This is a genomic window from Flavobacterium rakeshii (assembly GCF_009741375.1).
Lineage (GTDB): Bacteria > Bacteroidota > Bacteroidia > Flavobacteriales > Flavobacteriaceae > Flavobacterium > Flavobacterium rakeshii.
In genome coordinates this window covers 37,935-62,438 of record NZ_WOWP01000005.1, presented here as the reverse complement: position 1 = coordinate 62,438, position 24,504 = coordinate 37,935, and the positions used below count along the sequence as shown (strand labels likewise).

Sequence of the window (24,504 nt, the reverse complement as noted above, 5' to 3'; positions counted from 1 at the left end):
TATGTACGCCAAATCTAATTAATTTATAAAACAACTCAAAACTTTAACAGAAAAAAAATTATCTTCTCTTTTCTTTTTTCAGGTTTTTGCGATAGTGTTTAAAATTATCCTTTCTTTTTTCGTGCATTTTTTGCCATTTTTCAAACTGTTCGTCATTTAATACCTTTTTCATTTCGGCTTTTATGGCAATCTGTTCGTCCAGTTTTTTGCTTTGCATAGCAAACCTTTCATCTTTAGTTGGCGCTTTACCTGCTTCTCTGTCGGCTTTATGTTTAGCCATTTCAGTTTCTGCTTTTTTATTTCGGTCTAAAACCAGTTTTTGTATGTCAGCTTTTTGCTTATCAGTAAGGTCTAATTCAAGAGTCATCTTTTTAACCTGAAGTTCGGTGCGTTGTTCTACAGTTAGTTTTTCTCTCTTTTCATGATGTTCACCTCTTCCCGGTTGTGCAAATACACTTGTGCTAACACATAATACTGCTGCTAAAATCCATGTTTTCATAATCTTATTTTTTTAAGTTACATACTGTTAAGACATTTGTAAAAAGAAAAAGTTTAAAATGTTACGTAAAAATTTTTTCAATAAGCCTGTTGGCAGTACTTTTGTGTCGTGAAAAAATTAGTAATCATATGTTCTATGGTAATATTCTTTAAGCCGCTTATGCCGGTTTTTGAATATATTTTTAACTATGATTATATTGCTAATGAGCTTTGTGAAAACAAAGCAAAGCCCGAACTTCACTGTAACGGTAAATGCCACTTAATGAAGGAGCTTGCCAAAGCTGCCGAAGGCGAAAAGCCGGTATCAAACAAAAAAACTTCACATCAGGAAACTGAAGTGTTATTTTTTCAGGATTCATTTGATTTTACTTTCAATGCTGTAGTGCTTCAGCCTATAGAGAAAGTTACAATTCCTTATACAAATCTGTATTCTCATAATAATACGGGAGCTGTATTTCATCCACCCACATTTATTGGTTAAATAACTATGTAATCAGGCAACACAATATGTTTTGTGTGTGCTTAAGGTGCTTTGCGGTTATATTATAACTGTAGTAGTACAATTGGTTTGCGTATACTTTTATGCGTGACCGGGAAACATATATAAACGTAACAAATAAATTAAAATGAAATTTCAGTTAAAAAACACCATAGCCATATTGGCACTTACTTTCCTTTTTGTATCATGTAGTAGTGATGACGATTCTTCTCCGGTTGCAGAAGATGCCATGGGTGATGTAGAATTATATTTTGATAACGGAGTAAATGGTGATGCTCTTATATTAGGGAATACCTATACAAACTCTAACGGAGAGAGTTTAACAATTAACAGGCTTAACTATATAATAAGTAACATAGTGCTTATTAAGGCAGACGGTGCCGAATATACTTACCCAAAAGAAGAAAGCTATTTTATTATTAGTGCCGAAGGTGATTTATTAACCGCTCATTTAGAAAATGTACCAGCCGGAGATTATGCTCAGCTTAAGTTTGGTATTGGTGTAGATGAGCAACGTTACCTGCAGGGAGAAACGGCTCAGCAGAGTTTTTGGGATTTAGCTACAGAATATAACTTAACATGGACATGGTCTACAGGGTACCGTTTCATAAACTTTGAAGGGACTTATACTTCACCTGAGGTTGATGGTGAAAAAGCTTTCCAGGTGCATCAGGGGAGTAACACAGCTACCGATAATTACAGGGAAGTTACCTTATCACTACCTACTACTGCAAGAGTTAGAGAAGGTGAAATGCCTAACATACACCTTAAGACCGATGCTAATGTGATTCTTGACGGGGTAAATAAAATAAAACTGGCAGATAATATCAATGAGGCACAAACAGCTACGGCTATTATGGGAGGTGAAAATCTTATAACTATTGCTGAAAACACGCTGGATATGTTTGTTGTAGATCACGTTCATAACGGAGGTAACTCAAGCCACGAAGACTAATTGTTAATGCCTTGCTGCATTGGGTGTGGCAAGGCTAACTTTTTTAATATGAGAACAATTATTCTAACCTTTTTAATGGGGTGTTTTTTCGTGTCGTGTTCTAAAGAAGAGGAGTATACCGAAGTTGATAAACCGTTAGATTTTCAGGTTCCGTCAAATTTTCCACCCTTAGCACAGGATGTATCCTATAACATGCCTACAGAAAAAGGCTTTGAACTTGGGAGGAAACTTTTTTATGACGGACGATTATCTGCCGATAATACTATTTCATGCTCTTTTTGCCATGAGCAGGGATATGCTTTTACGCATCATGGACACGATTTCAGTCATGGGATATACGATCAGGTAGGGACGCGTAATGCTCCGGCGGTTCAAAATATGGCTTTCCAAAGTGAATATTTTTATGACGGAGCTTCAAACAGTATCGAGATGCTTTCTATAGTGCCTATTCATAATCCGAAGGAAATGGGTGAGACCCTGCAGGGTATAGCTGAAAAGCTTATGCAGGATGCCGAATATGTAAAACTCTTCGGACTTGCTTTTGAAGATAAACAGGTTTCGTCGGGTAATATATTAAAGGCACTTGGGCAGTTCATGGCTATGATGGTTTCGGCTAATTCGCGATATGATAAGCATGTGCGCAACGAACCGGGAGGTGACTTTACCAGCGTGGAAGAGCAGGGTATGGCACTGTTTCAGCAAAAATGTGCCGTATGCCATAAAACCGATTTGTTTACCGATAGTGCTTTCAGGAATAACGGACTTCCGCCTAATCCTAATCTTAATGATTTGGGTAGGGAAATAGTAACCGGTTTTGTATCCGACAGGTATAAGTTTAAAGTTCCCAGCCTGCGTAATGTGGAGCTTACTGCTCCTTATATGCACGATGGGCGCTTTGGTTCGCTACAGTCGGTGCTTAACTTTTACGCAAACGGAGTTACTGATTCTGAAACGCTGGATGATGAGCTAAGACATGAAGATGTTTTGGGTATCCCGCTTACACAGGAAGAGAAAGATGCTCTTATTGCTTTCTTGAAAACACTAACTGATGAGGAGTATATCAATAATCCTCTGTTTTACTATCAAACTTAATTAAAATGAAAAAATATATAATAGGTGTATTGCTTTTGGTTGCTCAGTGTTTTTATGCAGGGACAGTAAGAGATACGCTTTATCCAAACTTTAGGCAGTATGCCTATGAGTTTGAAGATTTTTGTGATGCCTGTGGCTGTTCTGCCAGTGGCGGGAGTATGGGGTTTAGTTCTATGCTCGATCAAAACTTTGTCGGTTTGCGTTATATGTATCAAAGCTACTCAAGCCGTGAGGGTATATTTAATAACTCACCGTGGATAGATGAGAATTTTAATACCATACAGGCATGGGCGAGGATTCCGGTGTTTAGAAATTTTCAGGTAACGGCATTGGTGCCTTACCATTTTAATAACCGTGCGCCATCAACAGGAAAACAAACTATTGATGGTTTAGGTGATATTACTGTGCTGGGTATGTATACGGTATATCAAACCAAAACAGATACGGTAACCTATAAACACACGCTTCAGGCAGGTGTAGGAGTGAAAGCTCCAACCGGAGAATATAACGGAAGTAATAACGGGAGTGTAAACCCTAGTTTCCAGTTAGGTACAGGTAGCTGGGATTATATGTTAGCTGCCGAATACATTCTCAAAAAAGGGAATTATGGTTTTAATACCATGCTTAATTATACTTTTAAAACCGAAAACAATCAAAACTATCAGTTTGGTAACCAGTTTAATTATGGCGGAACCCTGTTTTATATGATAAAAGGGCAGAAAATGATAACGGTACCTCAGGTAGGTGTGGCTGGTGAAGTGTATGCTACAAACAGGCAGTATGGCGAAGATGTTCCCGATACTAAAGGTGATATCTTTTTTGCTAAGGCAGGGGTAGAGGCCGGTATGGGTAAGTTTTCTTTAGGAGTTAATGCTATGGTCCCAGTGAATCAAAACCTTACAGGAGGTAAGGTTGAGGCAAATTACAGGTTGGCAATAAATCTTAATTATAGCTTATAAAAAAAAGGAACCTATTAAGGTTCCTTTTTTTTATACATATATATAATAGGTGTATTATGCTTTAAACTCTACAGTTTTTACATCACCTTCAACAACAACTTTTACAAGTCCGTGTTTAGATAAACCTTTCATGGCAGCATCCCATTTTTTACCGCTTAGTCCGGCTTCGGTTTTTAAAGCTCCCAGTTCAATAGAATTGTTGGCTTTAAGTATTTCGGTAATCAGCTTTTCGTCTTCGGTTAGTTCAGGTCCTTTTTTCTCGGGTCTCATTTGAGGGAAGAACAATACTTCCTGTATAGACTGGTTGTTGGTTAAGAACATAATTAATCTGTCCATACCAATACCTAAACCTGATGTAGGAGGCATACCGTACTCTAAAGCTCTAAGGAAATCAAAGTCAATAAACTGACCTGCTTCATCGTCACCTCTTTCGGCAAGCTTAAGCTGCGCTTCAAAACGCTCTCTCTGGTCAATAGGGTCGTTAAGTTCTGAATAAGCATTGGCGATTTCCTTACCACAAACCATAAGCTCAAAACGCTCGGTTAGTTCAGGGTTGTCACGGTGCTCTTTACAAAGCGGACTCATTTCTTTAGGGTAATCGGTAATGAATGTTGGCTGAATAAAGTTGCCTTCACATTTCTCTCCAAAAATCTCATCAATAAGTTTTCCTTTACCCATGGTTTCGTTTACATCGATACCCATGCCTTTTGCAGCCTCAAATATTTCGGCTTCAGTTTTTCCGGTAATATCAAATCCGGTAAACTGTTTAATGGCATCTGTCATAGTAACACGGGCATACGGAGCTTTAAAGTCTACCGTGTGTTCGCCAAAAGTGGCTACTGTAGTTCCGTTTACTGCTGTTGCACAATGCTCAAGCAGGTTTTCGGTAAACTCCATCATCCAGTTGTAGTCTTTGTAGGCTACATATATTTCCATAGCCGTAAACTCAGGGTTATGGGTTCTGTCCATCCCTTCGTTACGGAAGTTTTTACTAAATTCATAAACACCGTCAAAACCACCTACTATAAGTCTTTTAAGGTAAAGCTCGTTAGCAATCCTCATGTATAGAGGGATGTCTAAAGAGTTGTGGTGAGTAACAAACGGTCTTGCGGCAGCACCACCCGGTATTGGTTGTAATACTGGAGTTTCAACTTCAAAGTAACCTTTGTCGTTAAAGAAGCTCCTCATTGCGTTAAAAAGTTTTGTTCTCTTAACAAATACTTCTTTTACCTGAGGGTTAACCACTAAATCTACATAACGCTGGCGGTAACGAAGCTCAGGGTCATTAAAACTGTCGTATACTTTACCATCGGCATCTGTTTTTGGCATAGGTAACGGTCTAAGCGTTTTGCTTAGCAGGGAGAAGTCGGTTACACGTACTGATTTTTCTCCTACCTGAGTAGTGAAAAGTGTACCTTTTACACCTATAAAGTCACCAAGGTCAATAAGTTTTTTAAATACCTCGTTGTATTTGGTTTTATCTTCACCAGGGCAAATTTCATCCCTGTTTATGTATATCTGTATACGTCCTTCGCTATCCTGAATTTCGGCAAAAGAAGCCTTTCCCTGGATACGGAAAGACATCACACGGCCTGCAATAACAACCTTCTTGCCTTCAGCAAAATCTTCCTTAACCTGTTTAGATGTATGGTCTACAGGGAATAGGTTAGCGGGATACGGATTGATGCCGAGGTTTCTCAGCGTGTCCAGTTTTTCTCTACGAATGATTTCTTGTTCTGAAAGCTGCATGTTATTAATGTTTTTTTAAGCCTGCAAAGATAGTGATTATTAACAAATAATCAATTTGCATTTTTAACGGCATTAGTGCTTTTTGTTAGGTTTTAAAAAATTATATTTGAGCTAAGATTAACAAAATAAACACCAATTATGAGAACAATATTTTTTTATGGGTTAAGCCTGCTAATGCTGATGTTTGCCACATCATGTAATTTTACCGAAAGAGTTACAGTTAAAGATGATGGGAGTGGGCAAATGAGCCTTGAGGTAGATGCATCTCAGTTAATGGCTATGGCCGGAGATGAAATGGCTAAGCAAGGGGAGGAGAGAAAAGATTCTACTTTTACCTTTAAGGAAATTCTGGATGAAAAAAGGGACAGTATCGCAAAATTGCCTAAGGCAGATCAGGAGAGGTTAAAAAAGCTGGAGGATTTTAAGGTACATATGATGATGGATCCTAAAACTTCAGAGTTCAAGATGGATATCTTTACCGATTTTAAAAAGGCAGAAGATATTACAGATATCATGCAGGCTTTTAGTGAGCTTAATAAGATGAATAGACCTGGAGCTGCTCAGTCGGGGATGAATTTGGAGAAAAAAGAGTCTGATGTTAAGTATTTTTATGATGGTAAAAAGTTTGTGAAAACCATAAAGCCTGCTAAAGCAAAAGAGGGAGAAAAAAACGATGAAGATGCCGCAAGTGAAGAGATGATGAAGGCAATGATTGAAGAGTCTACTTATACAGTTATTTATGAGTTTCCAAAGCCCGTTAAATCTGTTTCAGATAAATCGGCAGTGATAAGTGATGATAAAAAAACGGTAACGATTAAATATTCTTTGTTGGATTATTTTGACAAGCCGGAAGATATGGGACTTGAAGTTAAATTTTAATAAAGACTGAAATGATATTGTTAAACCGGGCAGCCTTAATAGGTGTCCGGTTTTTTTATAGGGTTAAACCGAGAGAAGTTTTGTAATTTTGTAGTGAACTATATATTACAGTTATGAATAAGCAGGTACAGTTCCTTGATTTAGGGATGAAAGACTATAAAGAGGTTTGGGATTTTCAGGAAACCCTTTTTAGCGGTATACTTGATGTAAAGGTGAAAAACAGGCGTGAGGAAAAAAATGACGATACGCCAAATTACCTGTTGTTTACCCAACATCCTCATGTTTATACATTAGGTAAAAGCGGAGATATGCAAAACCTGTTGCTTAATGAAAAACAACTGGCAGATAAAGGAGCTACTTTTTATAAAATAAACAGAGGAGGTGATATAACTTATCACGGGCCCGGGCAGGTGGTAGGTTATCCTATACTGGATTTAGAGAACTTTTTTACCGATATACATAAATATCTTCGTTTTTTAGAAGATGTGATTATAAAGGTAATGGCAGATTATGGTCTTAACGGAGTTAGGAGTGAAGGAGAAACCGGAGTTTGGCTTGATGTGGGTACTCCGTTTGCCCGTAAAATATGTGCTATGGGTGTAAGAGCTTCACGCTGGGTAACCATGCATGGTTTTGCTTTTAATGTAAATGCTGATTTAGGGTATTTTGATAATATTATTCCGTGTGGAATAAAAGATAAGGCTGTAACTTCTCTTAATGTGGAATTAAGAGTGGATAAGGTGGATGAAGAGGAGATTAAACAGAAAATACTTAAATATTTTACAGAGCTGTTTGAAGCAGAAATAGTTAATGCAGAAGAAGAGCTGTTGTTAAAGGTTTAATTAAACCTCGAAGTTAATTTCAAGTTGATCAGGCAATAATCTGAAGGATTTACGGTGGTATTTGGTAATGCCATATTTCTTAATGGCCTCACGATGTTCAACAGTGGGGTAGCCTTTATTTTTCTTCCAGTTATACATAGGGAATTCTTCATGAATTTTGTTCATGTACTCATCTCTGTAGGTTTTTGCCAGTACTGATGCTGCTGCAATGCTAAGGTATTTTCCGTCACCTTTAATAATACAGCTATAGGGGATGTTGTTTATAGGTTTAAATCTGTTTCCGTCTACTATAATATATTCAGGTGAGGGGTTTAGTTTTGTGATGCAGTTTTGCATTGCCTTAATTGAAGCATTTAGTATGTTTATTTCGTCGATCACTTCTGGCTCAATATTTGTAACATGATAACATAGCGCCATTTCTTCAATAAGAGGTCTTAGGTGTTCTCTGGTTTTTTCGGTTAGTTTCTTGGAATCGTTCAGGAGTTTTAGTTCAAAATTATCAGGTAAAATAACTGCTGCTGCGGTTACGGGGCCTGCAAGACATCCTCGGCCTGCTTCGTCAGTGCCGGTTTCAATAGAGAATTCTGAAAATTTTAGAGATAACATAAATCTGAAAATCTAATTTTTACGTAAAAATTTATACGCAAATGTAATTTAGTTGCGTTAAAATTAAAATTAATATAGGTTAATTTGTAATTATTTATATTTTTGCTTTTCTTTTTAAAAAAGGTTTCAAAATCTTTTGGTTTTGAGGTTTTTGTAAAGAAAAGGTCTATTGGTTGTTTATTATTAATTTTATTAAAACAGTTATGAAAAAAAATACTGTATCGGCTTTTTTGCTTTTGGCAATGGGACTGGCGGCAGGGTTTAATGCCTCTGCTCAGGTTACACCAGAACAAAAAGCTAAGATTTTAAGTCACTACAATCTTGAAGAAGGTAATAAGTTAGCTAAAGCTTTAAAGAAAGAAGCATCTGAAAATTATGAAAAAGCTCTTCAAATGGCAGAGCAAAACGGATGGCCTCTAAAACTTAAAAGCGAGGAAGGGGTTTCTTATTTAACAGGTGTTACAGAAACAGGTTTTCCTGTTTATAAGGGGAACTATAATAATGATGGCCCTAAAAGTAGTGCTGCTACAGCAATGGTTACACATCTTTGGCCTGGAGGTGATTTAGGTGTTGATCTTGACGGCGAAGGTATGATAATTGGTATGTGGGAGTTGAGCGGTTGTTTAAATACTCACCAGGATTTAATCGGTAGGGTTGAGTCTATGGATGGAGTTGGTTTTACTGCTGGTGATAGTGATTCTTTTGGTAATTCTGCTCACGCAACACACGTGGCGGGTACCCTTATAGGTTCTGGAGATGGTGATATAGCTGCTAGAGGTATGGCTTATAACGCCGAACTTAAAGCGTATAATATAGTTCAGGATGCAGGTGAGGCTTTAGATGCATCTATGGATTATGGACTACTTATTTCAAACCACTCTTATGGTGTTTATTATGAGAATGCTTCAGATTTAATGAAAGGTGGGTATACTAATGATGCCAAAACTTGGGATGATGTTCATTATTTTTCAGCTTATTACCAAGCTGTAATGGCTGCTGGTAATGATGGAAGTCAAGGGAATTCTTTTTTATTAACAGCTGATAAAAATGCGAAAAACCCAATTATAGTTGCATCAATAACTGGCGCAAAAGATGATATGCTTGAAAGAGCAGCATCTGATTTCTCTCTTTCGTCTTTTAGTAGTAAAGGTCCTACTGATGACTTGAGGATAAAACCGGATATCGCTATGAAAGGTAGTGATGTTTATTCTACTTGGCCTGTGCTTCAGGGAGGTAATTATGTGGGTGATTATAAATATGAGAATGGTACATCCATGGCGTCGCCAGGTGTAGCGGGTACTCTTGCTTTGTTACAGCAATATTACTACAGTGTGAATGATGAGTTTATGCGTGCTGCGACCTTAAAAGCTTTGATGATTAATAGTGCGGATGAGGCAGGAAGTGCACCGGGTCCTGATTTTAGATTTGGTTGGGGTGTTATTAATGCTAAAACAGCTGTTGATGTAATTGATGGAGTTGGTGTTAGTTCTATTATTGAAGAGAATGTATTGGGTCAGGGAGAAACCTATACTAAACAGGTTACTGTTACTGGTGCAGAAACTTTAAAAGTTACTGTTGTATGGACAGATCCTGCCGGACCAGTACAAACTTCTACTCAGGATGATACTCATAGACTTGTTAACGATATTGATGTGAGAGTTACTGAGCCAGGTAATATTTTTCCTTATTTCCCATGGAGAATGAGTGAAAGTGTTACTGTTGGTGTTTCGCAGGGTGATAATGATAGGGATAATGTTGAGTTTGTTGAAGTTGAGCCTCAATCTGCAGGTGTATATACTATAACAGTTACTCATAAACCAAATACACAACTTTCTGGTGGTGAGCAGGCGTACTCTTTAATTGTAAGAGGGATTACAAATGCGCTTAATGTTAATGATAATGAATTTAATAAAGTAACGATCTATCCTAATCCTGCTACAGATGTGATTAATATTGATATGGGGTCGTTAGGTCAGCCAACAAAAGGAAGTGTAGTTATGTATGACTTACAGGGGCGTATTGTAAGGCAATTTGATTCTGTAGTTAATACGGTTAATGTTTCTTCGCTTAATGCTGGTATGTATATCTTGAATATTAATTATGATGGTTATACAGAGGTTAAAAAAGTAATAGTTAAATAATATTGTATTTAACTGGTTAAAAATATCTTAATATCTGAAAAACTGCCTTTTAGGCAGTTTTTTTTGTTTTTATGAAAATCCTGCGCAACCTTTTAACAAAAAAGGTATCTAATAACTATATGATTAGCAAATTCTTGATAATGCAATTTAGCCTCTATTTAACATTATTATTCCGAAGTAATATTTGTTTTATTAATAAATTATTAAGAAGTTTGCGGTTAACTAACTCAAATTAATAAAGTATGAGATCGAAGTTTACTTGGATTATGACGCTTTTAATGGCGTTGACAATTAATTTCTCTTTTGCGCAGGAGAAAGTAGTGAGTGGTACGGTGTCAGATGCGACCGGCCCTCTTCCAAGCGCTAACGTATTTGTAAAAGGGACTCAGCGTGGTGTTCAAACTGACCTTGATGGTAAGTACTCTATCAAAGTTAATGTTGGTGAAACACTTGAGTTTACCTATGTAGGATTTGAGCCTCAATCTAGAGTTGTAGGTGCTCAAAATTCTTATGATGTTGTTCTTGCTGAAGGACAAATTCTTGATGTTGTTCAGAAAGACGTTTATCGTAGAACAACAGAGAAAAAATCTGTTATGGCTGTTGCCGGTATATCGGCAGAAGCTATTGAAGATAGAGCTAATGCTTCTGTTCTTCAAAATTTACAAGGTCAGATAGCTGGTCTTAACATTGGTACAGGATCTGGTCAGCCGGGTGCTGATAGTACAATCATTCTTCGTGGTGTTGGTACTATTAATGGTAATGTTGAGCCGTTATTTATTATTGATGGTGTGCCGGTAGATGAAGATGGTTTTAGAAGTATTAACCAGAATGATATTGCTTCTGTTCAGGTTTATAAAGATGCTGCTGCAACATCTATTTATGGTAACAGAGGTGCTAATGGTGTAATCGTTATTTCTACTAAAAGAGGTGGATATGATGAAAAGATGGAGTTTAGATATACTTCTCAATATGGTTACAGTGAGCTTCAGCCTCTAAATATGGAGTTAATGAGCTCTAATGAGTTATTAAACTTCCAGAAAAGAGTTGGTGTAGGTTATGGAGCTGCTTTATCTGATACTGAAATTGATTTAGTATCAAGACAAAATAATACTTACTGGTCTGATATCTTCTTTAGAAAAGGAGTTACTAAGTCTCATAACCTTGCTATTACTACAGGTTCAAAAAATACTAATAATTTTACTTCATTAGGTTATTTTGAGCAAGATGGTATTTTTAAAAGTACAAACTTTAAACGTTTTAGTGTTAGAAATAACTTCTCTGGTAAATCAGAAGATGGTAAATTTAACTACTCGTTCAATTTTAGTGGTAACTTCTCTAGGTCAAACGGTATGAATGGTGCTGGTTCTAACCAAATTTACTTTGCTCCGTTTAGAGCTGCTTTACATGGTTTACCATACCTTAATCCATATGCTCCAGATGGTAGTGTGACTACTGATGGAGGTATTGCTCCTGGTGATATATCGGGTATTACAGTTGATAAAGCTCCTTATGTATTGCTTAACTCTGTTGACATGAATACTAATGTTAACGATGAAATAAAAATTCTTACAAGCTTTGCTGCTGATTGGAATTTTGCTAAAAATCTTACTGCTGGTTTCCAGATGGGTGTTGATTTTTCTGGTACTAGAGCTCTTCAAATATTACATCCTAACAGTATTTTAGGTCCATTCCAGGTTAATGGTACTAACGAGACTGAATACGGAGGTTCTCAACAAGAAGCTACAAGTAGAGATTTTAGGTTTAACTCTGTAACAAGATTAAACTATAACAATACTTTTGGTGATCATACTATTGATGCTACAGCTTTTGTTGAGTATAATAAAGCTCACTTAGATGGTATTAACTTTACACAGTTAGGACTTGATTCTAGATTAGTTGGTACAGGTGCTGCTTTCATCCCAGGTACAACTTTACATACAGATGGTACTCAGCCTTATATTCCTACAGTTGGTTCAACTAAGGTTTCAGAAGGTTTGTTCTCTTACTTTGGTAACTTTGATTACGATTATAAAGGTAGATATGGTGTTTCTGCAACTGTTAGACGTGATGCTTCATTCCGTTTTATTGACGATAATAAGTGGGGTACTTTCTGGTCTGTTGGTGGTAGATGGAATATTGATCAAGAAGAATTTTTTAGTAAAAGATTCCCACAAACAGAACTTAAGTTAAGAGCTTCTTATGGTACTTCAGGTAACCAGCGTATTAACAATGCTCAATATAGTGCATTAAATCGTACACGTAACTTGTATGGTCAGGGTGCTACTTATAATGGTTCTGTTGGTACAGTGGCTACTCAAATCGGTAATACTGATCTTAGATGGGAACAAACAGCTCAAAGTAATATTGGTGTTGATTTCGGTTTCTGGAATAACAAATTATCAGGTAGTGTAGATGTTTATAGAAAACGTACTACTGACCTGTTCCAGCCAACTCCAATTTCTCCAATTAACGGTACTTCTACTCTTGATACAAATATTGGTTCATTAGAGAATAAAGGTGTTGAGGTTAGCTTAAAATATAATGTATTCCGTAACCAGGATTGGACTATCGTTCTTAACGCTAATACATCTTACAATAAAAACTTTATTAGAGATTTACCTGAAAGTTATGACGGTATAGTATTTAGCAATGGTTCTACTTCATTAATCGAAGGTTCTTCTGTTGAGACTTTCTATGTAGTAAGATATGCTGGTGTTAACCCTGCTAATGGTAATGCTCTTTTCTATACTGCTGATGGTGGTTTAACAGAAACTATTGATGATTCTGATAGAGTTAATACAGGTAAATCAAGCTATCCTGCTTGGCAAGGTGGTTTTGGTACTTTAGTGAAATACAAAGGATTTGAGTTTAGTACTCAATGGAGTTACTTTGCAGATCTTTACAGAAATAACCTTGATTATGGTGAGCTTGAGGAGACTAGCGTGATTGATGATGGTTCTAACAGGGTTGCAAGTACAGCAACTGCATGGCAAAATCCGGGTGATATTACTTCAGTTCCTAGAGTAGGTAACCCTTATGGTGCTGTTGATTATATCAATTCAACTGATAGATATTTAGAAGATGCATCTTTCTTAAGACTTAGAAATGTATTATTCGGATACTCATTTAGTAAAGAAATATTACAGGATTTACCAATATCAGGTTTAAGACTTTATGTACAAGGTGAGAATCTATTAACTTTCTCTTCTTACAGAGGATGGGATGCTGAAGCTGGTTTCCGTTCAACGGATAGGGGTAACTATCCAACTCCTAAAATTTATACTTTCGGAGCTGTAATTAATTTCTAAAAAAGACAACTATGAAAAAAATATTAAGAATAAGCTTACTTGCGGCATTTATTGGAATGATGTCCTGTGAGGATGCAACAGATATAATTCAGGAATCAGAATTATCTGAAGAGTTAGCGTTTCAAACCGTAGACGATTTACGTGGGGGATTGATTGGTGTTTATGCTGTATATAGTCCTGATGCAGGAGGAAATGGTAGTGGAGATCAGATTTTATTTAATGACCTTTTCACTGATAACCTAAAAAGAGGTATAAGTAGCTCAGGTCAGGGTAATCAAACTTATAATTTTATCCTTCAGCCGGGAAGTAATTTCCCAACTACACTTTGGAATAGTAGATATGCAGTTATTAACTTTTCTAATAGAGTATTGAGAGCATGGGATAGAGTATATCCTACTCTTGAAACTGAGGCGGAAAGAGATGATGCAAATGAGATTAAAGCTCAATTATTAGCATTTAGAGGTTTTTGTCATTTTGAACTTATTCAGTATTTTGCTACAAATTATCAGGATTTAACTGCGCCAGGTGTAATTGTTATGGATTTTGTACCTGAAGTAGATCAGGTGTTTCCACGTAATACTGTAGGTGAAGTTTTCCAACAAATCGAATCTGATTTAACTCAGGCAGCTCAGTTAATGGGGACTGAATTTAATTCTTTAGGAGAATATACAACAGTTGCAGAAGAAAGTAAGTTTTATATTAACCCGGATGTTATCACGGCAATGAGAGCTAGAGTTAAGCTTTTTGAAGGTAATTATACTGAAGCATATACTCTTGCTAATTCTCTACTTCAGAACGAAAATTATGGATTATCTGGTTATGTAGAGCTTGGTTCTCTTTATGAAAGTGATAATCTTGCAGCAAAGGAGCTAATTTTTGCTTTGTCTCGTCGTCAGGGAGATAATACTATAACAAGTCTTTGGTCTGCAAATGGTGCAGGTGTAAATGGTAGTCCTTTCTTTGAAATATCTAATGGACTACTTAATATTTTGCCATCTAGTGACGTTAGAAGATTTATTATTCTTAACACTGATAATGAAATAGTAGGTTTAAATTCGCCTAATAATATTTTACCTCAGGGTAAATATCTTGGTGCAACTGAAGATGGTGCGATGCTTAATGATGTTAAAGTGTTTAGAGCTGCAGAAATGGTTTTAATCAGAGCTGAAGCACAGGCGCGTTTAGGTAACCTAAATGCAGCAGCTACAGATATTAAGGCTTTAAGAGATATCAGGGTTGCAACTAATAATGGTGGTAATACTCCTTTACCTTCTTACGCTAATCTTAACGCGGCACTTACAGATATCCTTCTTGAAAGAAGAAAGGAATTTGCTCTAGAAGGTCACAGATATCTTGATTTAAAAAGAATTGGTACTGAAATTGGTGTTGGTATTAATAGAGAAAGTGTAGACTGTGCTTCTTTTGGTGCAGATTGTGATTTAGCTCCAACCAGCTATAAGTTTACTTTGCCAATCCCTAACTCAGAGATTAGTGCAAACCCAACGATTGCGCAAAACCCTGGTTACTAATATTTAAAAGAAAGAGTATGAAGAACTTATTAAAAATATTTTGCCTGGCTGCCATTGTTGCTTCATGTGACGATGTTGAGCCAACGATTTTCCATGGTGAAGATCCATCAAATTTAACTTTATTATCATTCTCTAGTGATGTTTATTCACTACCTGTTGAAAGAGATGCAAATGGAGTAACTACTGTAACTTTTAATTCAAGTACTGTATCTAATTCTGATAGAGTTTATAATGTTGAAATTATATCAGGTACAGCTAATGCTGCTACTTATAGTGTTCCTTCTACTATAACTATTCCTGCAGGTCAATATCAGGGTATTATTGATATTACAGGTCAGGATAATAACCTTGTTGATGATGAGGTTAAGACTTTTAAAATCAAAATTGCAGATTCTGATTTTGGTGATGAATCTATAGGTTTTGCTGAAGCTGAAGTTAGAGTTTATGAGGTTTGTCCACTTGAGGCAGATTTTACTGGTAATTATGTGCTTACTCCTGTTACATCAATGTTTAATAATGCAGCAATATTTGCAACAGAAGATGTTGTGCTTAATGTAGGTGTAAATGCTTACGAGCGTACTTTTAGAGCAAGTCCTTACCCTACTATTTTAAATGATAAAGTTGTTTTTGCTATAAGCTTTAAGTGTGATGTTCTTGACTTTAGTGGTACTTTTGATTCAGAGCTTATTTGTGTTGAAAATGGAACAAGAACTATAGTATGGGGAGCTAGTGATAATTCTAGTTCTTATGATACAACTAATGATGCTATAATCAATGTTTCTTTTACAGAAGATAGTGCCAATGCTTGTGGTAATGGTAGTTCAGCAACTAGTAGTAGATTCAGATTAACAAAAACTAACTAAGATATAGTAAAAACAAATTTAAATTATGAAAAAATTTATATACGGTTTATTAGGTTTTGCAGCTATATCTTTAACTAGCTGTGATTACCATGATCCTAATGGTGATAAATTCGGTAACGATCCTTCAATTGGATGGGTTCAATTTAAAAGTGAAGATATAAGTTATGGAACTGCGACTCCGGGAGCTGAGTCAACAATAACTGCAAGTGTTCCTGTTGTTATTAAATCGCTTGATATTATTGATTTAGGTGGTAATGAATTTGAGAACAATCCAGTAAATGATGGGCTTACAGTTTATTATACTGTTGAAGATATTGATGGTTCATCATCTTTTATTAACATACCTGGGTCAGTTTATATACCTAAAGGTGAATTAAGTGCTAATATCACTTTTACGGTTCCTGCTACAGCTCAAATTTCTTGTACTCAGTTCAAAGTAACTTTAACATCTACTAGTAATGCTAATGTTACTGTTGGTTTTGAAGATCATGATATTCCTACTCATGAATTTCTTGTAGGTGCTTATGATTTAAATGCAATGGTAGGTACTTATAATGCATTACGTGATGGGCAGGAGCAATATCAGTGTAGTATTGTTTTAGGAGAAGAGCCAAACTCTTTAATTGTTAACAATATTTATGGTATTGATCCTAACTCTCAAACTACTATTTACGTTAATGAGGGTGGAATTATTTCATTCCCTGAGTATACAAGTAACTTCTTGTTTGTAAATGGTAGTACAAGTATTTATGTTGAAGGTTTTGATGGTTTATCAACTTGTTTAAATGGAGGTTCTGTTTCTCTTAACTTTAGATTAAGAAGTGCTACTACTGTTTATGCTGATAATACACTTGAGTTAATCAAGCAATAATACTAAACTTATTTATATAAGTTAAAAACCCGCTATATAGCGGGTTTTTTTATATGTTTATATATCTTTAAAAAATTATCTTTGTCAAAATTCTAATATTCAATGTTGAAGAAACATTTTATTTTATTATTGTTTTTTTTACCGATTATGATGTTTTCACAAATCAGGGAAAAAGGCACTGTAAAACCTAGGCTAAGCGGTAATAGTTCGTCAGTTCAGTCTGGTGATAAATCCACAGCTTCAAAACAAGCGGGTAGTAAAGTTTCAGATTCTATCGCTAATGTTGATATGTATAAGATAATCACTATTGATAGAGATACCACCTACGTAGATACTACTTTAACGATTCAAAACGATTATAAAGCTAACTATTTAAGGAAAGACAATTTTGGATTATTAGCTTTTCCTAATGAAGGTCAAACCTATAATGTATTGGATTACGGACTTACTGAATATAATGCTTTTCCTGATTTTGGGTTTAAAGCAAAACATGCTGCTTATATGGAGGTAAATGACATAAACTATTATCATGTGCCAACCCCATATACTGATTTGTTCTATAAGTCAGTTTTATCACAAGGGCAAATACTTGATGCTTTGGCTAGTGTTAATACTTCAGATAATCTTAATTTTACTGTCGCATACAAAGGGATACGTTCTATAGGTAAGTACATAAATTCTATTTCAAGTAGCGGAAACTTTAGGTTTATTTCAAGTTATAATACCAGTGATAAAAGGTATGTTTTGAAAGTACATTTTACAGGTCAGGATATTTCTAATCAGGAGAACGGTGGTATTACTGATGTTGATTTTTTTGAAAGCGGAGATCCGCTTTATACTGACAGAGAGCGACTGGATGTTTATAATAAAGATGCTACATCTTTAATGAAAGGTAATCGTTTTTTTGTAGATCATACTTTTAGGCTGAGTAAGTCAAACCCAAATAGTTTGGTTTTTCACCATCAGTTTAATTATGAAAATAAATCATTTCTGTATACCCAGCCTACGGCTAACCAACGATTTGGTGATTTTTATACTTCATCTATTAATAATAAAACGCGTTACAACAGGTTGTATAATATGCTTGGGGCTGCTTATAGCAATGAGGATATTGGCATGATTGAGTTTTACCTTGAAGATTATACCTATAATTACTTTTATAAGAGAATCATTTTTGGTGATAATTTTATACCAAATGCTATTAATGACAGGATTAATACATATGGTGCACGCTACACTTATCATAAAGATAAACTAAAGGGTTCGGTTTTATTTTCAAACTCTATAACCAATCAATCATTGGCAAATATTCAGGCATCTGCCAGATATACTTTTGATGAACAAAATGTTTTAAGCTTCAGGTATCAAAACATGAATAAGCTGCCTGATCTTAATTACAGGTTATATCAAAGTGGCTATATAAACTACAACTGGTTCAATGAATTTAAGAATGAAAAAATAAACAGTTTTGAGTTTGAAGCAAAAACCAAATGGCTTGATGCTTCCATGCAGTATACTGTGCTTAATGATCATTTGTATTTTGAAAGGAATGAAGTGGCTTTTGATGAAGATGAGATTGAACCTGTTATTGTTAGTCCTGCACAGTACGATGGTACTATAAACTACCTTTCCATTAAGGCGGCTAAAGAGTTTAAGTTTGGCAAGTTTGGACTGGATAATACAGTGCTTTATCAAAATGTTACTCAAAGTGATAAAATACTTAACGTGCCTGATTTTATTACCCGTAATACATTCTATTTTTCTGATCATTTTTTCAAGAAAGCTTTATTTATCCAAACAGGTGTTACTTTCCAGTATTTTACAAAGTACTATGCTAATGATTACAATCCTTTATTGGGAGAGTTTTATGTTCAGGATAAGAAAAAGATTGGTGATTTTCCTTTAATGGATTTCTTCCTTAATGCGAAAATCAAGACTTTTAGAGTGTTTCTTAAATACGAACATTTCAATTCGTCATTTTCGGGCTATAACTATTTTTCGGCACCAAGCTACCCATACAGGGATGCGGTTATCCGCTTTGGTGTGATTTGGGACTTCTTCTCCTAAGAATCTTTACATTAACTGTTTTTTTAACATTATCTGTATATCTTTGTCCTCATATTCAGGACACATTAATTATTGAAATGAAATACGCAAAAAATATACTTGAAACCATTGGTAACACACCTTTAGTGAAGCTTAACAAAATAACTAAAGAGGTAGATGCTTTGGTTTTGGCTAAGGTAGAAACGTTTAATCCGGGTAATTCTGTAAAAGACAGGATGGCTGTAAAAATGATTGAGGATGCCGAAGCAGACGGTCGCCTAAAACCGGGAGGTACTATTATTGAAGGTACATCGGGTAATACAGGTATGGGCCTTGCTCTTGCAGCAATCGTTAAAGGGTATAAACTTATTTGTGTTATTTCAGACAAGCAGTCTAAAGAGAAAATGGATATCCTAAGGGCAGTTGGAGCTAAAGTTGTAGTTTGTCCTACAGATGTTGAACCAACAGACCCGCGTTCATATTATTCGGTTTCAAAAAGACTTTCGGAAGAGACACCTAATGCATGGTATGTAAACCAGTATGATAATCCTTCTAACACTCTAGCACATTATGAGCAAACTGGTCCGGAGATTTGGGAACAGACTGAAGGTAAGATAACGCATTTTGTTGTTGGTGTTGGTACAGGTGGTACTATATCGGGAGTTGCTAAATACCTTAAAGAGCAAAACCCTAATGTTAAGGTTTGGGGAATTGATACCTATGGTTCGGTTTTCAAAAAATACCACGAAACAGGGGTATTTGATGAGAACGAAATTTACTCTTATATCACAGAAGGTATAGGGGAGGATATTCTTCCTAAAAATGTAGACTTTTCGCTTATAGATGGTTTTACTAAAGTTACCGATAAAGATGCCGCAGTGTTTACCCGAAGACTGGCTTTAGAGGAAGGTATATTTGTAGGTAACTCTGCCGGGGCTGCTATAAAAGGAGTGCTTCAGTTAAAAGAAAACTTCAAACCGGAGGATGTTGTTGTAGTATTATTCCATGACAGCGGTAGCCGTTATGTAGGTAAAATGTTTAATGACGACTGGATGCGTGAAAGAGGCTTCCTTGATGAGGAACTTACTAAAGCAGAAGACCTGATTAAAGACCATGCTGATAAGCCTCTTGTAGTAGTTAGGACTGAAGAGTTGGTATCTCATGCTATAGAGCGCCTTCGTAAATATAAAATATCACAAATCCCGGTTATAGACACAAACGGATTTGTAGGATCGGTAGATGAGACCGATTTGTTTAGAAGCTATGTTGAAGACAAGGATATAGCCGAAAAACCTATTAGGGAGGTTATGGGTAAACCTTATCCGGTGGTAACAGCAAATACTTCTATTGAGGAAGTTTCAAAGCTTATCAATAAAGATAATCAGGCGGTACTGGTTGATCTTGGTAACGGGAGACACCACATTATAACCAAACACGACATTATAAGTTCAATAAAATAATATTGAGTATATTTGAAAAGAGCCTTATGGCTCTTTTTTATTTGTTATGAGTACGTTTACAGCTATAGATTTTGAAACTGCAACCGGGCATCCTTATAGTGCCTGTGCTGTGGGTATCGTGACAGTTGAAGACGGAGTGATAACAGAGGAGTATTATACTCTTATCCAGCCACCCGATAACGAATACTGGTACAGGAATATTCAGGTACATGGTATAAAGCCAAACGATACTTTACAAGAACCAACGTTTTACCAACTCTACCCAGAAATAAGAAAACGTTTGTTGGGTAAAAAACTGGTGGCTCATAATGAGGTTTTTGATCGTAACGTGCTTTCTAAAACAATGGGGTTTTATGGTTTGGATTATGACGAGCTTAATTTAGCGGAAAGATGGGAGTGTACCTGCCGTATTTACAGGAAAAAAGGATACAAGCCGGCTAACCTTAAATACTGCAGTGAGCGTAATGGTATAGAACTTACACACCACGAAGCATTGTCTGATGCACGTGCCTGTGCTAAATTATATTTACTGGTACACAATCAAATTAAGCTTTTTTAAGTTTTTTCTGTATTTTAGGGGTTTATATAACCACACCCTCATGAAAGAAGACTTCCTGCATTACCTATGGCAGTTTAAAAAGTTCGATGTACTAAACCTGCAAACTGTTAAAGGAGAAAAAATTGAGATTATTAATTCCGGACAATACCTGCAACAGGCCGGTCCTGATTTTTTTAATGCCCGGCTTACTATTGGTAATCAAAAATGGGCAGGTAATGTTGAGATACATTTAAAGTCGTCCGACTGGTATATACACAATCATGAAAATGATTCGGCTTACGATAATGTGGTACTACATGTAGTATGGGAACATGATACGGAAGTATACAGGAAAGATAATACCGAGATTCCTGTTTTACAGCTTAAAGATTTTACTGATAAAGCAACTGTTGAGAATTACAGGATGCTTACTACTCCTAAAACATGGATTTATTGCGAAAAGGAACTGGCTTCAATAAATAGTTTTGTAATGTCTAACTGGAAAGACAGGTTGTTTTTTGAACGACTGGAACGAAAGTCAAAACCTATATTGGAACTGGCTTCTGAAACGGCTAACGACTGGGAAGCGGTGTTGTTTTGTTTTCTGGCAAAAAATTTCGGACTTAATACTAACGGTGAGGTGTTTTATAAACTTGCAAAATCAATTCCGTTTACTGTGATACGAAAAGAGGCTTTTGAAGCCGAAAACCTCGAGGCTCTTTTTATGGGTAGGGCAGGTTTGCTTAAAGGAGATAAGGAGGATGTGTATTTTAAAGATTTAAAAACAAGGTTCGATTATATTACACACAAACACAGGTTGCCGGAAGTATATCTGGACGAACTCCAATTCTTTAAACTAAGGCCTGATAATTTCCCAACCATACGATTGTCGCAATTGGCACAATTGTATCACCTGCATCAAAATCTGTTCTCTAAACTTATAGAGGCTAATACGCTTCAGGAGATATACGATTTATTTACCTTACAGGTAAGTGAATATTGGAAAACGCATTATCAGTTTGATAAGGAAAGTACCAAAAAACGAAAAGCCTTGTCGCCTGCTTTTATCGATTTACTTATCATTAATACCATAGTGCCGTTTAAGTTTGCATACAACCGCTATATAGGTAAAGAGACTGATGATGAAGTGTTGGATTTACTAACTGTTTTAAAGCCTGAGAAAAATGCTGTAATTGATAAGTTCAGGTTTTATAAAGTAGCTGTAGAGTCGGCTTTTGACAGTCAGGCGTTACTTCAGTTAAAAAAAGAATATTGCGACCATAAAAAATGTATGCAATGTGCTTTAGGGCTAGAGCTTATTAAAAGTTAATTGTGTAAATTTGGAATCTAAACTAAAGCTATGTCATTTGTAACAAACATCAGGCATTTTTTTGAAAGGAACGGCTTTCATGTTTCCGCACGCCTTTCCGACAGGTTAGGTATGAGGGTGACTAATGTAAGACTGTTTTTTATTTATATCTCCTTTTTTACCGTTGGACTTTGGTTTGGTGTGTACCTAACACTGGCATTTTGGCTAAGGCTGAAAGATGCTGTTTATACCAAGCGCAGTTCGGTGTTTGATTTGTAAACAAAACTTTCCTTTAAATTTTACCGAATGAAAAAGCCTTACGATTTCTTTTTGCGTTTTACCAAACAGCAGCAAAAAGGAGTTGTTGCATTACTGCTTTTAATTTTGGTAGTTCAATTAGGTTACTATATATGTGCATCGGTTTTATTTACCGGGGATAAATTTACTTCACAGGAAGAGAAAGAATGGCTCTCTCATCAAACGGAAATAGACAGGCTCCAGTCACAAAAGTCTCAAAAACGTGATACTATATTCCCTTTCAATCCCAATTATATTTCAGACTACAAAGCGTATGTTTTAGGGATTAACCTCAAACAATTAAATAAGCTAAACGAATACAGGCAGAGCGGTGCATTTATAAATTCGGCTCAGGAATTTCAAAATGTAACAGGTGTTCATGATACTGTGTTGGCAAAACTGTCTCCTTATTTCAGGTTTCCCGTTAAACCGATTAGTAAGCAAAGTGATAATGAACAGCATGTTGTTCCTACAGTTACTCACAAAGACGAAATAGTTATTGTCGATATTAATAAGGCTACCAGAGAAGAGCTAATTAAAATACACGGTATAGGGGATTATTATTCTAAACTTATAATAGAGAGAAGAGAACAATTAGGAGGCTATGTGAGTATGGAACAAATGGATGATTTTTCTCAAATTCCACAGCAGGCTATAATACTTCTTAAAGAACATTTTCAGGTTATAGAAGTACCTCAAACCTTAAAGATAAATGTAAATAATGCCTCATTGAATCAGCTGTCCCGATTTCCTTATTTTGATAAAGATCTGGCTCGTGCTATTATTACTCACAGGAGTATGTTGGGAAAATTCGTTAAAATTGAGGATTTGTTAAAAATAAATGGTTTTCCTGTTCAAAAAGAAAAAATAATTGCGTTATATTTGGAATTCTAAAAAAATAATCAGTCAAAATGAATTTTGAATATAACGAAACGCAAAAAATGATCGCTGACTCTATCAAAGATTTTGCAGAGCAGCACATACGTCCTAATATTATGGAATGGGACGAAAAACAACATTTTCCTGTAGATCTTTTTAAGAAGCTTGGTGAGATGGGCTATATGGGGGTTTTGGTACCTGAAGCTTACGGAGGATCTGGTCTTGGTTATCACGAATATATTACAGTAATAGAAGAAATATCAAAAGTAGATCCTTCAATAGGATTATCTGTGGCGGCACATAACTCATTATGTACAAACCATATTCTTACTTTTGGTAACGAAGAGCAAAAAAAGAAATGGTTACCTAAACTGGCTACTGCCGAGTTTATAGGTGCCTGGGGTCTTACTGAACACAATACAGGGTCAGACGCCGGTGGTATGAATACTACGGCTGTTAAAGATGGTGACCATTGGATTGTAAATGGTGCTAAAAACTTTATTACGCATGCTAAATCTGGAGATGTAGCTGTAGTAATTGTTCGTACCGGAGAAAAAGGTGATTCAAGAGGTATGACAGCTTTTGTTTTTGAAAAAGGAATGGAAGGTTTTACCAGCGGAAAAAAAGAAGATAAACTGGGTATGCGTGCCAGCGAGACTGCTGAGCTTATTTTTGATAACTGCCGTATACCGGATGCTAACAGACTAGGTGAAGTTGGAGATGGTTTTATTCAGGCTATGAAAGTGCTTGATGGCGGAAGAATCTCTATTGGAGCCTTATCATTAGGTATTGCTAAAGGAGCTTATGAGGCGGCTTTAAAATATTCTAAAGAGCGTTACCAGTTTGGTCAGCCAATAAGCAGCTTCCAGGGTATTGCTTTCAAACTTGCCGATATGGCAACTGAAATCGAAGCTTCCGAGCTGTTGCTTCATAAAGCGGCTTATCTTAAAAATACAAACCAAAAAGTTACACTTGCCGGAGCAATGGGTAAAATGTATTCTTCAGAGGTTTGTGTTAAGGTTTCTAACGAAGCAGTACAGATACACGGAGGTTATGGTTATACTAAAGATTATCCGGTTGAGAAATTCTACAGGGATTCTAAATTATGTACCATAGGGGAAGGAACTACTGAGATTCAGAAACTTGTAATTTCCCGTAACATTCTAAAAGAGTAGTTATTTATA

General features: G+C 36.0%; 21 protein-coding genes. 18 read left to right on the top strand and 3 right to left on the bottom strand.

Annotation, left to right across the window (positions count from 1 at the left end; translation table 11 throughout):
- Nucleotides 1-58 precede the first annotated feature (58 nt).
- The gene (locus tag GN157_RS01510) at nt 59-499 is read right to left on the bottom strand and encodes a hypothetical protein (protein ID WP_157481363.1); all 441 of its coding nucleotides are present in this window, start codon (nt 497-499) and stop codon (nt 59-61) included.
- Between the two features lie 108 nt (nt 500-607).
- Here GN157_RS01510 and GN157_RS01505 point away from each other — a divergent pair, with 108 nt between their 5' ends.
- From GN157_RS01505 to GN157_RS01490, 4 genes are all read left to right on the top strand, one after another.
- Nucleotides 608-979, top strand: a complete 372-nt coding sequence (locus GN157_RS01505; protein ID WP_317163494.1) for a hypothetical protein — start codon at nt 608-610, stop codon at nt 977-979.
- Nucleotides 980-1,124: 145 nt separating this feature from the next.
- Nucleotides 1,125-1,952 carry an MbnP family protein gene (locus tag GN157_RS01500; RefSeq protein WP_157481362.1) on the top strand — a complete coding sequence of 276 codons (828 nt, stop codon included), beginning with the start codon at nt 1,125-1,127 and terminating at the stop codon, nt 1,950-1,952.
- 48 nt (nt 1,953-2,000) lie between these two features.
- Entirely contained in the window at nt 2,001-3,044 is a 1,044-nt protein-coding gene (locus GN157_RS01495) for a cytochrome-c peroxidase (protein WP_157481361.1), read from the top strand.
- Between the two features lie 5 nt (nt 3,045-3,049).
- Entirely contained in the window at nt 3,050-4,003 is a 954-nt protein-coding gene (locus tag GN157_RS01490; RefSeq protein WP_157481360.1) for a transporter family protein, read from the top strand.
- A gap of 54 nt (nt 4,004-4,057) precedes the next feature.
- Here the strand turns inward: GN157_RS01490 and lysS are convergent, their stop codons facing one another.
- Nucleotides 4,058-5,752: a lysine--tRNA ligase gene (lysS, locus tag GN157_RS01485; protein WP_157481359.1), complete on the bottom strand. Its 1,695-nt coding sequence runs from the start codon at nt 5,750-5,752 to the stop codon at nt 4,058-4,060.
- Between the two features lie 138 nt (nt 5,753-5,890).
- Here lysS and GN157_RS01480 point away from each other — a divergent pair, with 138 nt between their 5' ends.
- Both GN157_RS01480 and lipB read left to right on the top strand, forming a co-directional pair.
- Complete coding sequence (locus tag GN157_RS01480) at nt 5,891-6,631, top strand: hypothetical protein (RefSeq protein ID WP_157481358.1); 741 nt, start codon at nt 5,891-5,893, stop codon at nt 6,629-6,631.
- Nucleotides 6,632-6,744: 113 nt separating this feature from the next.
- Nucleotides 6,745-7,473 (top strand): lipoyl(octanoyl) transferase LipB, encoded by a 729-nt coding sequence (lipB, locus tag GN157_RS01475; protein ID WP_157481357.1) that lies wholly within the window; start codon nt 6,745-6,747, stop codon nt 7,471-7,473.
- Here the strand turns inward: lipB and GN157_RS01470 are convergent, their stop codons facing one another.
- Nucleotides 7,474-8,079, bottom strand: coding sequence for a ribonuclease HII (locus GN157_RS01470; protein ID WP_157481356.1), 606 nt, complete (start codon nt 8,077-8,079; stop codon nt 7,474-7,476). It abuts the gene before it with no gap.
- 203 nt (nt 8,080-8,282) lie between these two features.
- Between GN157_RS01470 and GN157_RS01465 the strand changes: the two genes are divergently transcribed.
- The 12 genes from GN157_RS01465 (at nt 8,283) to GN157_RS01410 (ending at nt 24,495) form a co-directional block, all read left to right on the top strand.
- Entirely contained in the window at nt 8,283-10,220 is a 1,938-nt protein-coding gene (locus GN157_RS01465) for a S8 family serine peptidase (RefSeq protein ID WP_157481355.1), read from the top strand.
- Between the two features lie 242 nt (nt 10,221-10,462).
- Nucleotides 10,463-13,528, top strand: coding sequence for a SusC/RagA family TonB-linked outer membrane protein (locus tag GN157_RS01460; RefSeq protein WP_157481354.1), 3,066 nt, complete (start codon nt 10,463-10,465; stop codon nt 13,526-13,528).
- A gap of 11 nt (nt 13,529-13,539) precedes the next feature.
- Nucleotides 13,540-15,057, top strand: coding sequence for a RagB/SusD family nutrient uptake outer membrane protein (locus GN157_RS01455; RefSeq protein WP_157481353.1), 1,518 nt, complete (start codon nt 13,540-13,542; stop codon nt 15,055-15,057).
- Nucleotides 15,058-15,074: 17 nt separating this feature from the next.
- Nucleotides 15,075-15,920: a hypothetical protein gene (locus tag GN157_RS01450; RefSeq protein WP_157481352.1), complete on the top strand. Its 846-nt coding sequence runs from the start codon at nt 15,075-15,077 to the stop codon at nt 15,918-15,920.
- Nucleotides 15,921-15,945: 25 nt separating this feature from the next.
- Nucleotides 15,946-16,791 (top strand): hypothetical protein, encoded by an 846-nt coding sequence (locus GN157_RS01445; RefSeq protein ID WP_157481351.1) that lies wholly within the window; start codon nt 15,946-15,948, stop codon nt 16,789-16,791.
- A gap of 147 nt (nt 16,792-16,938) precedes the next feature.
- Entirely contained in the window at nt 16,939-18,858 is a 1,920-nt protein-coding gene (locus tag GN157_RS01440; RefSeq protein WP_231749023.1) for a putative porin, read from the top strand.
- A 77-nt stretch (nt 18,859-18,935) separates the two neighbouring features.
- Nucleotides 18,936-20,297 (top strand): pyridoxal-phosphate dependent enzyme, encoded by a 1,362-nt coding sequence (locus tag GN157_RS01435; protein ID WP_157481349.1) that lies wholly within the window; start codon nt 18,936-18,938, stop codon nt 20,295-20,297.
- Between the two features lie 46 nt (nt 20,298-20,343).
- On the top strand, nt 20,344-20,856 hold the full coding sequence (locus GN157_RS01430) for a 3'-5' exonuclease (RefSeq protein ID WP_157481348.1): 513 nt from the start codon (nt 20,344-20,346) through the stop codon (nt 20,854-20,856).
- Nucleotides 20,857-20,896: 40 nt separating this feature from the next.
- Nucleotides 20,897-22,165 (top strand): DUF2851 family protein, encoded by a 1,269-nt coding sequence (locus tag GN157_RS01425; protein ID WP_157481347.1) that lies wholly within the window; start codon nt 20,897-20,899, stop codon nt 22,163-22,165.
- A 30-nt stretch (nt 22,166-22,195) separates the two neighbouring features.
- The gene (locus GN157_RS01420) at nt 22,196-22,423 is read left to right on the top strand and encodes a hypothetical protein (protein WP_035135473.1); all 228 of its coding nucleotides are present in this window, start codon (nt 22,196-22,198) and stop codon (nt 22,421-22,423) included.
- A gap of 27 nt (nt 22,424-22,450) precedes the next feature.
- On the top strand, nt 22,451-23,335 hold the full coding sequence (locus GN157_RS01415) for a ComEA family DNA-binding protein (protein ID WP_157481346.1): 885 nt from the start codon (nt 22,451-22,453) through the stop codon (nt 23,333-23,335).
- Nucleotides 23,336-23,352: 17 nt separating this feature from the next.
- The gene (locus GN157_RS01410) at nt 23,353-24,495 is read left to right on the top strand and encodes an acyl-CoA dehydrogenase family protein (RefSeq protein ID WP_157481345.1); all 1,143 of its coding nucleotides are present in this window, start codon (nt 23,353-23,355) and stop codon (nt 24,493-24,495) included.
- Nucleotides 24,496-24,504 lie beyond the last annotated feature (9 nt).